Source organism: Bradyrhizobium ottawaense, assembly GCF_002278135.3.
GTDB classification, from domain to species: domain Bacteria; phylum Pseudomonadota; class Alphaproteobacteria; order Rhizobiales; family Xanthobacteraceae; genus Bradyrhizobium; species Bradyrhizobium ottawaense.
The window spans coordinates 1,470,397-1,483,162 of sequence record NZ_CP029425.2; the positions used below are offsets into that span (position 1 = coordinate 1,470,397).

Annotated in this window: 8 protein-coding genes; 1 reads left to right on the forward strand and 7 read right to left on the reverse strand. The window is 65.5% G+C overall.

The features are described 5' to 3' along the window. Position 1: 1 nt before the first annotated feature. Positions 2 to 1,369 (reverse strand): LLM class flavin-dependent oxidoreductase, encoded by a 1,368-nt coding sequence (locus CIT37_RS06990; protein WP_095424766.1) that lies wholly within the window; start codon positions 1,367 to 1,369, stop codon positions 2 to 4. A gap of 21 nt (positions 1,370 to 1,390) precedes the next feature. Next, positions 1,391 to 2,443, reverse strand: coding sequence for an Ldh family oxidoreductase (locus CIT37_RS06995; protein WP_095424767.1), 1,053 nt, complete (start codon positions 2,441 to 2,443; stop codon positions 1,391 to 1,393). A 299-nt stretch (positions 2,444 to 2,742) separates the two neighbouring features. Between CIT37_RS06995 and CIT37_RS07000 the strand changes: the two genes are divergently transcribed. Then, positions 2,743 to 6,858: a bifunctional diguanylate cyclase/phosphodiesterase gene (locus CIT37_RS07000; protein WP_095424768.1), complete on the forward strand. Its 4,116-nt coding sequence runs from the start codon at positions 2,743 to 2,745 to the stop codon at positions 6,856 to 6,858. Here the strand turns inward: CIT37_RS07000 and CIT37_RS07005 are convergent. The 5 genes from CIT37_RS07005 to CIT37_RS07025 form a co-directional block, all read right to left on the reverse strand. After that, the gene (locus CIT37_RS07005; protein WP_028140057.1) at positions 6,832 to 7,173 is read right to left on the reverse strand and encodes a hypothetical protein; all 342 of its coding nucleotides are present in this window, start codon (positions 7,171 to 7,173) and stop codon (positions 6,832 to 6,834) included. The two genes, CIT37_RS07000 and CIT37_RS07005, sit on opposite strands and share 27 nt — an antisense overlap. Positions 7,174 to 7,360: 187 nt before the next feature. After that, on the reverse strand, positions 7,361 to 8,353 hold the full coding sequence (galE, locus tag CIT37_RS07010; RefSeq protein ID WP_095424769.1) for a UDP-glucose 4-epimerase GalE: 993 nt from the start codon (positions 8,351 to 8,353) through the stop codon (positions 7,361 to 7,363). Between the two features lie 19 nt (positions 8,354 to 8,372). Then, on the reverse strand, positions 8,373 to 9,176 hold the full coding sequence (locus CIT37_RS07015; RefSeq protein WP_095424770.1) for a WecB/TagA/CpsF family glycosyltransferase: 804 nt from the start codon (positions 9,174 to 9,176) through the stop codon (positions 8,373 to 8,375). After that, positions 9,169 to 11,538 (reverse strand): exopolysaccharide transport family protein, encoded by a 2,370-nt coding sequence (locus tag CIT37_RS07020; RefSeq protein WP_095424771.1) that lies wholly within the window; start codon positions 11,536 to 11,538, stop codon positions 9,169 to 9,171. The genes CIT37_RS07015 and CIT37_RS07020 overlap by 8 nt, the downstream gene beginning before the upstream one ends. Positions 11,539 to 11,829: 291 nt before the next feature. Then, positions 11,830 to 12,630, reverse strand: a complete 801-nt coding sequence (locus CIT37_RS07025) for a class I SAM-dependent methyltransferase (protein WP_095424772.1) — start codon at positions 12,628 to 12,630, stop codon at positions 11,830 to 11,832. Positions 12,631 to 12,766 lie beyond the last annotated feature (136 nt).

Consider the following 12,766-nt stretch of genomic DNA (forward strand, 5'->3'; position numbering starts at 1 on the left):
ATCATTCCGCGGCATCGCGCGGCGGCACCTTCCAGGCGCCGGCGGCGGGCCGCTTCAGCCCGAGATTTTCGCGCAGCGTCTTGCCGCGATAGTCTTTCTGGAACAGGCCCCGGCGTTGCAGCTCCGGGACGACATGCTGCACGAAATCGGCGTAGGAGCCGGGCACATAGGTCGCCGCGATGACAAAGCCGTCGCAGCCGCGCTCGACGAACATTTCCTCGAGCCTGTCCGCGATCTCCTTGGGGCCGCCGACCATGGCGTCCTGCACCTGGCCGCGGCCGGAGAAGGTGACGAAGTCGCGCGCGCTCGGATTGCTCTTGCCGGAATTCTTCAGCACGCCGTCGCGGATGCCCAGAATGCCCTGCATGCTCTTCAGCTCGTCAGTGGTCAGCGGCTCATCGAGATCCTTGGAGGCGAAGTCGTAGTTGAGTGCTTCGGCAAGCAGCGACAGCGCGTCGATCTGGAGCGGCAGCTTGTTGATCAGCGCCATCTTGTCCTCGGCCTCGGCCTTGGTCGCCGCGCAGACCGGCGTCGTCAGATTGCAGAGGAACATCTGGTCGGGATCGCGGCCGGCCTTGGCGGCCTCGTTGCGCACGGCTGCGTAGCCGTCCTTGGCGCCCTGAAGATTGCGCGCGGCGGTGAAGATCACCTCGCCCCATCGCCCGGCAAAGCGCTGGCCACGGCCGGATGCGCCGGCCTGGATGATCACGGGGTGGCCCTGCTGCGAGCGCGGCACGGTGAACGGCCCGCGTGACCTGAACGCCGCGCCCTTGTGGTCGAGCCGCTTCACCTTGGTCGGATCGGCAAAGCGGCCGGTCTTCTTGTCCATGATCAGCGCGCCGTCTTCCCATGTGTCCCAATGGCCAAGCACCACCTCCATGAATTCGTCGGCCTTGTCGTAGCGGGAATCATGTTCGGGATGGGAGTCGCGCCCCATGTTGAGGGCCTCGCCGTCATTGAGCGAGGTCACGACGTTCCAGCCGGCGCGTCCGCCCGACATGAGGTCGAGCGTTGCGAAGCGGCGGGCGACGTCGAACGGCTCGTAATAGGTGGTCGAGCAGGTTGCTCCCAGCCCGAGCCTCTCAGTGACCATGCCCATCGTGGTCAGCACGATCAGCGGATCCATCTTCACGCAGCGGATGCCGTATTCGACGGTATGGGCGTGGTCGTTGCCGTAGCGGTCCGGCATCGCCAGGCGGTCGTCGAAGAAGGCCATGTGGAACTTGCCGGCTTCGAGAATCCTGCCGATCTCCTGATAGTAGTCCGCCGACATCGAATCGTCGCGCGAATCCGGATGCCGCCAGGAGCTCGGCAGGTTGGTGCAGTTCTGCGCCTGGAGGAAGCCGACCAGGACCATCTGTCGATTCATGCTGCTGTTCTCCTGATGCCGTCAGGCCAGATCGAGGACGGTGTCGAGCCGGTATTCCCGCGCCAGCGCGCGCAGCTTTTCCCAGGTGGCATCCTCGATCTCGATGCCGTCGCGCAGACGCTGCTGCTCGCGCAGGCCCTCGATCTCGCCGGGATAGTAGACGCCTTTGCTGCCCTCGGACGGCGGCGTCGATTTCAGATAGCGCGCGAACTCGGCGACCTCGCGTTTGAACTCCTGCAGCGGGCGGAATGCGGCGACATTGAACACCGCCATGAAGCATCCGTCATTGTGCCGCCCCGTAGGCTCGACGCCGAAGCCGAGGCCGGTGAGCAGGCCGCACAGCACCTCGACCATGGCGGCGAGGCCGCTGCCTTTGTAGCCCTCGGTGCCGCCGAGCGGCAGCAGCGCGCCGCCCTTGCGGTATTGGGTCGGATCGGTGGTGTGCCGTCCCTCGGCATCGATGATCCAGCCCGTCGGAATCTCCTCGCCGCGGGCGACCGCGAGCTGGATCTTGCCGGCTGCGACAGCTGAAGTCGCCATATCCAGATAGAACGGCGCATCGAGATCGGACGGCACCGCGATCGAGATCGGGTTGGTTCCGAGCCGCGCCTCCTTGCCTCCAAACGGGGCGACGTGCTTCGGCGAGCGGCCGGAATCCGCCGTGGCAATCCCGATCATGCCTGCGCGCATCGCCATCAAGGGGTAGGCGGCGAGGCGGCCGACATGGCTTTGCCGGAACACGGTGCAGGCAGCGACATTCGCCGTCCTTGCCTTCTCGATCGTCAGCGCCATCGCCTTGGCGTTGACGTGGAAACCAAAGCCCCAATGGCCGTCGATCACGGTCGTGGTCGGCGATTCCTGGATGACGGTCCATTTGGCGCCGGGAACGATGTGGCCGGCCTTGATGCGGTCGATATAGGTGGGAACGGCGATCACGCCGTGGGAATCATGGCCGGCGAGATTGGCGTTGACGCAGCCGATCGCGACGGCGTCGGCTTCTTCCTCGGAGGCTCCGGCGGCGCGGAGCAGGGCAGCGCTGACGCGCGTGAGGCGATCGGCCGTGACGATCGGCATGGCGTTTCCCCGGGGTCTTTGCCCTTGGCGGGCACTGATTGTTGGGGGCCATCGTCTCAAAGCGCGGCTGTGATATCAATCTCCCGTAAACCAATACAGGGCTGCAAATTCGTAAAGAGATCGCGCCTCCTGCTGAGGATTCGTCCCGTGCGGCGGTATTTTCGATAGTTTACCCCGGGTCGTTCGCAGCTCGTTCACTTTGATCGATTGTTTGCAGCGCGCAATAACGACCACTTAGGCGATGGCCCCTCATAAAGGCACCCGGGAGAAATAGGCAGAAATGCCCGGGAGCTGAGATCGTGCCGACGACACTCGCGCGCACCTTTGCGGCGTTGAGCGCCATCAACGAAGCGATGCTCTATGCGAAGTCGCCGGACGAGCTGTACCAGAAGGTCTGCGACGCCGGGTTTTCGAGCGGGGATTTCTTGGCTGTCGCCGTGTTTCTGGTCGGACCGGACGACCGGCGACTCCATTTTGCGGCCGGCTGTGGCGACGACGTTGCGCGGCTGCGCTCGATCGAGATCACGACGGTTGCCGGCACACCCGAAGGCTCGGGCGTCGGCGGCGAGGCATTTCGAGATCAGAAGCTGTGCGTCAGCAACGATTATCTGAACGACCCCCGTTCGCTGGCGTGGCGCGCGGGTGCCGCTTCGGCCGCCATTGGCGCGGCTGCGGCGCTGCCGCTGCTCTGCAACGGCAAGAGTGTCGGCGTGCTCTACGTGACCCGCCGCGAAGCCGGCTCGCTGAACGAGCAGATGGTGTCGCTGTTCGGGCGCATGTCGGCCAACATTTCCTATGTGCTGGACAATTTCGCGCGCGAAACCGCGCGGCAGACCAGCGAACGGGCGACGCGGCGGCTCAACCGCATGTTCGGCGCCATCAGCGCCACCAACGAAGCCATCCTGCGCGCCAAAACCGAGCAGGAGCTCTATCAGCTCGTGTGTGACGCCTCCGTTCACGGGGGCAAATCGCTGGCGACGATCGTGTTGCTCCGCGAAACGGATTCGCATTGGATGAGTCCGGTCGCGTCCACCGGCCAGAACCTCGCACTGATCACCCAGGCGCGCTATTCGATCGATCCGGAGAATCCCTACGGCAAGGGAATATCCGGCGAGGTGTTCCGGACGCAGAAGGCCATCGTCGAGGACGATCTCGCCAGCCGCACCAGAGGCTCGCCGTGGGAGCAGGCCAACGTCAACACTGGCGTTGCCGCCTGCGTGGTCGCGCCGCTGATCAGGCACGGTGAAAGTGTCGGCGTGCTCTTGTTCTTCATCAGCCGCTCCTGGGCCAAGGACGAGGAGATCGTCGCGCTCCTGCTGCGTATGGCGGAGAACGTCTCGTTCGCGATCGATAATTTTGGCCGCGAGTCCGAGAAGGCCAAAATCGCCGCCGAAGAGGAACGGCTCGCACGCATGTATGCGGCGCTAAGCGCCACCAACGAGGCGATCCTGCGGGCGCGGTCGCGCGCCGATCTGTTCGACCTCGTTTGCGAGGCGACGGCGAAGGGCGCCAAGTTCACTTCGGCCAACATCGCACTGGTCGACCCTCACGCCGGGCTGCTGCGCGTCGTCGCCTGTTACGGACCTAACGCCGATCAGGTTCGCAACTTCAAATTCTCGATCTCCGAGGAGGTGCCGGAAGGGCGCGGATTGACCGGCATCGCGTTCCGCACGCGCCAGCCCGCCGTCAGCAACGACGTGCTCGCCGACGAGCGCATCGCGCCGTGGCACGCCAGCGCCCGCCGCAACGGGATCGCGTCCTCCGCGGCGTTGCCGCTCTTCAACGGCGACCGTGTCGAAGGCGTGTTCCTGTTCAACTCTCCGGAGTGCGGCACGTTCACACCCGAATTCGTCGAATTGCTGCGCAAGCTCCAGGCCAACGTCGCCTTCGCACTGGAAGGCTTCGATCGCGCCGAGGAGAAGGCGCAGGTGGACAAGCAGCGCAATCGCCTGAGCGGAATGTTCGAAGCGCTCAGCGCAACCAATGAAGCGATCATGCGCGCCAAGACGCGCGAGGACCTGTTCGAGGCCGCGTGCCAGGCAGCTATTCTCGGCGACGTGTTCGCGTCGGCAACGATCGGGATCATCGACGCGGAAAACGAGCTCGTTCGCGTCGTCGCGGTGAAGGGGCGACTGCAGCAGCAAATGGTTGGACGGACCTGCAGCATTTCCGTCGACCATCCCGAAGGCGAGGGGATCATCGGCACCTCGCTCCGGACCCGCCGGCCCAGCGTCATGAACGACTATCTGAACGAGCCGCGGTCGGCATACTGGCGGGCGAAGGCGATCGAGGACGGAACGCGGGCCGCCGCCAGCTTCCCGCTTCTAAAGGCGGGCCAGGAGCCGATCGGCATCCTGCTTTTCCTCGCGCCCGAGGAGGACACATTCACGCCCGATCTGGTCGAACTGCTCGGGCGCCTTGCCGAGAACGTCTCCTTCGCGCTCGACAATTTCGACCGCGCCGAGGAGAAGGTCCGGACCGATGCCCAGAAGGAGCGCCTGACGCGCATGTTCGCGGCTCTGAGCGCGACCAACGAAGCGATCATGCGGGCGAAGTCGCGCGCCGAGCTGTTCGAGCTCGTCTGCCTTGCCGCATCGAACGGCGCCAAGTTCACCTCGACCACGATCGCGCTGGCCAGGGCCGACAGCGACCAGCTGGAGATCGTGGCGAGCGCCGGGCCATCTTCCGACACCACGCGCAACGTTCGCCTCTCCATCGACCCCGAGCGTCCCGAAGGACGCGGGATGAGCGGCACGGCGTTCCGCACGCGCCAGCCCTGCATCAGCAACGATTATCTCAACGACGATCGCGTCAGCGCATTCCACGCCGTTGTCCGCGGCGACGGGGCGCGGTCGGGCGCGGCATTTCCGCTCATCGTGCACGACCAGGCCGTCGGCGTCATGATCTACATGTCGACCGAGCCGGCTACCTTCACGGTCGAGTTCGTCGAGCTGTTGCAGCGTCTGGCCGACAACGTGTCCTTTGCGATGGAGAATTTCGATCGCGCCGACGAGAAGAACGAGGCGGACGAGCGGATCGAGTACCTCGCCTCGCATGACAGCCTGACCGACCTTCCGAATCGCGAGACCTTCAACGGGCTCTTGCGCGAGGCGATCGAAACGGCGGAGCGCCACGATCACCGTTTCGCGGTGCTGTTCATCGATCTCGACCGCTTCAAGGTCATCAACGATTCGCTCGGCCATGAAGCCGGCGACCTGCTCCTGCTCGAAGTGGCAAATCGCTTGCGCGGTGCGCTGCGGGAAAGCGACGTCGTGGCGCGCCTCGGCGGCTACGAGTTCGTGGTGATCCTCGACCAGTGCGGCGAGATCGACGACGTCCAGCGCATCGCGACCGGGCTGCTCGCTGCACTCGCCGAGCCCATGGAACTGGCCGGACACGAGTGCCACACCACGGCCTCGATCGGTATCGCGATGTATCCGGCCAACGGCTCCGATGCGCAGACCCTGACCAAGAACGCCGACATGGCGATGTATCTCGCCAAGGAGGACGGCAAGAACGGCTACCGCTTCTTCTCCAAGGAAGTGACGACGCAGTCGATCGAGCGGCTGTCGCTGGAGAGCGCGCTGCGCCGCGCGCTGGAGCGCGAGCAGTTCTCGCTGAACTACCAGCCCAAGGTCGACATGGCGACCGGCCAGATCACCGGCGTGGAAGCGCTGCTGCGCTGGGCGCATCCCGATCTCGGCAACATCTCGCCGGCTCAGTTCATCCCGCTTGCGGAGGAGACCGGCCTGATCGTGCCGATCGGCCGCTGGGTGCTGAGGGAAGCCTGCGCGCAGGCCATGGCCTGGCAGCGCCGCGGCCTGTTGCCGTTGTCGATGGCGGTCAACCTGTCGCCGCGGCAGTTCGCCGACGAGCATCTGTTGCAGGACGTCGACGAGGCGCTGGCAGCCAGCGGCATGTCGCCGGTGCTGCTCCAGCTCGAGGTCACCGAGAGCATGATGATGCGCAATGTCGGCCGCGCGCTCAAGGTGCTCGATGCCATCCAGAGCCGCGGCATCCGCCTCGCCATCGACGATTTCGGCACCGGCTATTCGTCGATGTCGCTGATGAAGCATTTCCCGATCGACACGATCAAGATTGACCGCTCCTTCGTACGGGACCTGCCGCAGGATTCGGAAGACCAGGCGATCGCACAGGCCATCATCAGCATGGGCAAGGCGCTCGGCATGACCGTCGTCGCCGAAGGCGTCGAGAATGCCGAGCAGGAGGCGTTCCTGCGCACCCATGGCTGCGACGAGATGCAGGGCTTCCTGATCTCGAAGCCGCTGCCAGCCAAGCAGATGGCCGCGCTGTTGCGGCCGATGGTCCTGCCTATCGCCCCGCCGCTCCAGCCGGAGCCGGACGTTGCGGCCATGGAAGCTGCAGCGTCACGGCTGAAACGCGCTGTCGTCTGACGGCTGCGGGTGCAACGCGCGGGCGTCGTGTTCCCCGCCCTCGGCCTTGCTCGGAAAATCCTGCGGTCCCGTCAGCGATGTCTGTTCGACGAACAGCGCGAGAATCGTGTGCGCGCCATCGGCGAAGCTCGCGCCCTCGTTCAAACCGAGTTCGGCGCACCATGCGCAGCTCATCGGCTCCCGGTCATCGAACACTGCCATCGCGGGTCCCCACCACCAGGCGGGCGCAGGCGAGCGCTCGTCCGCGGGCACAATGTGCCAGCGGGCAAACTCCTCCATCACGCGCTCGAACTCCAGGCGTGCGGCCTGATGCATTCGTTCCATGCTCCCAGGAATCCGCGACCGATGACGGGCCTTCGCGCCGAAATGATCGTGACCTGACGCTCGGAAAAATCGGCTCGCGCATTCGGACGAGCCAGGCATGCCGGCATCGTCGCCGGCAGCGAAGGCCCAGTCTAGCCGTTCACGCCACCGCTGAGCAAGGCGCGGGCGCCCCGATTGCCTAACGCTGTCTGAACGGATGCGCCTTCTGGTGCCAGGCCCAGGCGGTGCGGATGACCGTAGCCAGGTCGGAATGGCCAGGCACAAAGTTCAGCACCTTTCGCGCAGCGGAGGGATCCGCAACCAGATAGGTCGGATCGCCGGCGCGGCGCGGCTTGATGGTATGCGGCACCTCGCGGCCGGTCTCCTGCCTGATCGCGTTCAGGATCTCGCGCACGGAAAAGCCGGAGCCGGTGCCGAGATTGAAGCTGCCGCCGGCATGCCCCTCTTCCAGGAGCTTCAGGGCCGCGACATGCGCCGCGGCGAGGTCGGTGACGTGGATGTAGTCGCGGATCGCGGTTCCGTCGGGCGTGTCGTAGTCGTCGCCGAACACCGCGAAGTCGACATGGCCCTGCAGCGCCATCATGGCACGGGGAATGAGGTGGGTTTCATTGTCGCGCAGTTCGCCGATGCCACCGGCCGGATCGGCGCCGCTGGCGTTGAAATAGCGCAGGCAGAACGCGCCGAAGCCGTAAGCCGAGCGGTAATCGGCGAGCATCCGCTCGATCATCCATTTCGACGCGCCATAGGGGTTGATCGGTACGCAGGGAAAGTCTTCCGGCAGCTCCTTGGAATCGGCATTGCCGTAGACGGCGCCGGTCGAGGAGAACACGATGCGATGGCAGCCTGCGTTGCGCATCGCCTGCAGCAGCGACAGCGTGCCCTGAACGTTGTTGATGTAGTATTTCTGCGGATCGGTCATGGACTCGCCGACCAGGCTGGCCGCCGCGAAATGCATCACCGCCGTGATCTTGTGGTCGGCGAAGGCGCGTGCCAGCGCCGTGCCATCGAGCAGATCGCCCGTCACCAGGGGGCCGGCAACGAAGCTGCGATGACCTGTCGAGAGATTGTCATAAACGACGGGCTGGTAGCCGGCGGCGGTCAATGCGCGGCAGGCATGCGAGCCAATATAGCCCGCGCCCCCAGTGACGAGGACAGTCGGTCGGTCGGTCATATCGTCTTATGCTCTTCTCTTAGCGGAGTGGTCGGTTGCGGCTGAAGAGAAGATAGAGCGCGCGGGGGTTGGTGGTCAAATAGCGCCAGAACAGGCGGCGCGGCTCGAGCAAGGTGCGCCACGCCCATTCGAGTCCGACCTTCTGCATCCATTGCGGCGCGCGGGAACGGCTGCCCGACAAAAAGTTGAAGAGGCCGCCCGATGTCTTGATAACGCCAACATTGGTGAGGTACGGCGTGAACTCTTCCACGAATGCCTGCTCATTGGGCACGCCGAGCGCGACCCACAGATAGTCCGGCGCAAGCGCATTGATCTCCTCGACCTTGGCGCGCAGCGCCTCGCCTCGCAGATAGCCATGGCTGCGCCCGATGATCTTGAGGTCCGGATACAGCTTCTGGACGTTCTCGACGGCCACGATGTTTTCGGCCTCGCTGGCGCCGAACATGTAGAAGGTGCGGCCGACCGCCTGCGCCTTGCGCGCGACGACGTGGAACAGGTCCGTGGTCGCGACGCGCTCGGGCAGGGGAAACCAGGATTGCAGCCTCGAGGCCGCCACCAGCGGCTGGCCGTCGGCATTGATCAGGTCGGCGGCGCGGAACAGGCGCTCGGTCTGCGGTTCCGTCGAGCAGCGCGCCAGCACCTCGCCATTGGCCGAGGTCAGGAATAACGGGCGGCCGATGCGATTGTCGGGATCGGTCGCCTCGATCATGAAATCGGCGGTCGCTTCCAGATCGATCGCGGCCATGCGGAGCCCGCCGACGGTGATTCGCGGCACGTCGGCCGTTGCTGCCCGTCCGTCGAGGTTGACGCGACGCTCAAGCATATTGTCTGCCTCGCTGGCGCGTTTGGATTGCAGGGGTGAGCTCGTCCAGCACGACGCCGACGAGCTTGCGCTCGACGCGGCCCAGCGCGGTCAGGATCTCTTCCAGGCTGTCGTTGATGTCGAGGCTGGTTGGCAGCACCGCCACCAGCGCGTCGGTGTCGTCGAGCAGCTTGCGGCCGCCGGCCGAGAGCGGCATCGCGGGGCCGTCGAGGATCACGAGGTCATAGCCGCCTGCGGCGCGCGCCTGCGCAATCGCCTTGCGGATCGCGTCGGCAGCCTTGCCGGCATCACCCTCGCCGGCCGGCAGCACCGAAATGCCGTTGACCGTCTTGATCTCGCGTGCGGCCTTGCTGCCGATCGAGAGCCAGCCGAGCCTGCTCGGCTCGCTCTTGCCGGGGCGGCTGACCTTGTTCGAGAGCGCGCGGGCCTGATGGTCGGCATCGATCATCAGCACGCGGGCGCCGTCGCGCGCCGCCGCGAGCGCGAAATTCAGCGCGATCACGCTGCGTCCGGTGGTGTCGCCGGCGCCGACCAGCGCGATGACCGGCATCGTCTTGTCGCCGGCGCGCCGGGCCACGGCAGCTCGCATATCGCGCCAGGCGTTGAGCAGTTTCGTCAGGGGAAAGCCGGGCCGCAACGTCGGCCAGCCCAGCCGGGTGAGGTCGACGCCGCCGCCGGTGGCGAGAATGGCTCCGAGCGTGTGGATGACGTCGGCCTCCTGGAGGCGCGCGATCAGCGGCTTTTCGATCAGGGGCTTTTCGACCATCGCAGGCTGCAGCGATGGCGCGGCAAGTTCGGGCAGGGCCTGCGCCACTTCCTGAGGTCGCGAGACCTGCGCAGGCTGCGGAGCTTCCGGAGCCGGCAAAGCCTCGGGAGTGCGCGTTCTCTCCGGTGCCGGCTTGCGCTCCCGGCGGGCAGGTGCGGGCGCCGGTGCGCCGACGAGCAGGAGTTCGACCGCGGCGAACCAGCTTGACGCCGCGAGCGCGCCGAAGACGAAGCCGATCATGGCGAACAGGCTCATGGCGGGCGGGAACGAGCGCCGCTGCGGCACCGTCGCTTCGCCGATGACGCGGGCCGCCGAGGTGTTCAGCGTCTCCTGCTCCTCGGTCTCGCGCGAGCGCTTGAGGAAGGATTGATAGACGTCGCGGCTGGCATCGGCCTCGCGCTCGAGTTCGCGCAGGCGGACGGCGGCCTGGCTGAGCTGCACGCTCTGCCGCTTCTGCGCTTCCATCGCCCGGTTCAGCGAAGCCTCATAGTCGCGAGCGCGCGTCAGATCGTTCTTGGCTGACTGGGCGAAGCGATCGATCTCCTCGCTGATGGTGCGCTTGAGATCCTCGACCTGCTTCTCGGTCTGGCGCAGCGCCGGATGCCGCGGCCCGAGCTCGCCGGCCTGCTCAGCATATTTCTTGCGGGCATCGGCATATTGCGCGCGCAAATTCGCGATCGTCGGCGATTGCAGCGCTTCCGGAATCGCGCCGGCATCGGCAGCGGTACGGCGGCTCGCCTCGATCTGGTCGAGCCGCGCCTGCGCATCCATCGTCGCCGCGCGGGCCGCGGAAAGCCGCTGGTTGCTGGCGGAAAGCTGCTGATCGCTGATCAGTGCATCCTGAGTGCCGACGAAATTGTTCTGGGCCTTGTAGGTCGCGAGCGCGGTCTCGGCGTTGCGCAGCCGCTCGCGCAGCTCCTTGAGGCGGCCGGAGAGATCGTTGGTGGCGCGCCGTGCGGCCGAAGCCTGTGAGTTGCGGGATTCGGTGAGGTAGGCATTGGTCAGCGTGTTGGCGAGCATCGCCGCTTTCGCCGGATCCGTCGACCAGACCTCGATGTCGACGATGAAGCTCTTCTCGGTCTTGCGGATCGTGATGTGCCGGTTCAGCGCCTCGAGCGCCGCAAGCTGCACTTCCTTGTTGTCCGCCGCGGAGGGAGCGCGGGGCTGCAGGCCGATCAGGCCGAGCAGTGACGACATCAGGCTCTGGCCGTCGCTGCCGCCGCCGAATTCCGCGTCCTTGTCGAGACCCGCCTGCTGGATCACCTTGAGCAGCACGCTGTTGGAGGTGATCAGCCGCGCCTGGCTCTCCACCACCATGGACATGCCGGAGACGTCCTGCGCGCGCGGCGTGAGCTCACGATCGACGAGCTGAAGCTCGCGCGGATCGACATAGAGCTGGGCGGTGGCGGTGTAGCGGGGCGTCAGGCTCTTGCCCACGGTAACGGCAAAAGTTGCGCCGAGCAGGGCAGCCGCGGCAATCGCGACCTTGCGCCGCCAGAGCAGATTGGCGAGCTCCAGCACGTTGAAGCCGGCCTGGGGCCGTTGTTGCGGCGACTCCGGTCCGGCCCGATCTATCGGCTGGTTATAGTCAAGCATGATCCCCAGCTTTCATTCCAACTGCCGCAGGCTGAGGGGCTACTCTTCGCTCTACGCCATGCACCCGGGATATAGGTGCCCAATCAACGCAACAGGGAAAATTAACCATACTCATTGAGGGACTATTCACCGAAATGGCAAACAAAGCGTTTAAGCGCATGCCACTCCGCAGTGCGTCCTCGTGACGCCAGCGATGCCGGGGCTCCCTTGAGATTAACAGTTCGTTACCGCGCACGGCTTGGCCGCGAGGCTCGGCTTGTTCTGCAATGAGCCGCGCGCGCGCCATGACCGTCAGCTCTTCCGCAGGATGACGTGATAGTCGCCGCGACGGACGTCGGTCCCACGCGAGAGCATGGTATTCAGCACGGCCGCGCCGGCGTCCACGAGCGCCGCGAACAGCGGCTTGCGCCGGCGCATCTCGGGATAGCGCGGACTTTCGACCTCGCGGCGGTAGATCATCTCAAGGCCGTTGGCAGCCGCGAAGGCTTCGAGCCGGGGCAGCGTCACCAGCGGATGGAAGAAGGTCGGGAATGGCGGCTCACCGGGCATGCCGGCATCCTTGATGCCGCGGATGTGCCGGTAGAACCAGACGTGAAACCAGTGCGGCGAGTATTTGGTGACGATTCCGGAGAGCGAGCGGGGATTGGGCGCGCCGATCAGGATCAGCCCGCCGCGCTTGAGCGCATCGCGGAAGTTCAGGAGCGCGGCGTCGACATGGGGCAGATGCTCGATCACGTTGTAGCAGATCACGAGATCGAAGGTCTCGCGTCCGAAGCGATAGGTCTGCACGTCGCCGAGGATCGCCTCATCCGCGTAGGTGTTGTTGCGGACCTGGTCCTCGTCGATGTCGACGACGGTGACCTTGCTGCGTCCAGGCAATTCCGGCGGCAGGACGCTGCACGAGCCGCCGCCGGCTTCATAGATGGCGAGCTGGCCTTGCGGCAGTTCACGGCGCAGCACGTCGTGAACTGCGAGCAGGCTGTCGCGGGCTTCGCCGGGGACGAGATCGTGAAGTGCCTGGACGGGGGCCGCGGCCGCAGGAATCTGGATCGCCGTGGCTCGCGCAAAATCGATCGTGGCTGGCTTGTTCATATTTTCTGACCGCGCTTGTTCTATTCAAACTTACAGGAAAAATATCGCGAGCCCGAAGAGCAAATCCGATGCCGCGCCGTCTCACCGGTCGCAGTGCTTACGGTCGGGTTAATGCCCATGCGCATTAACTACGGCA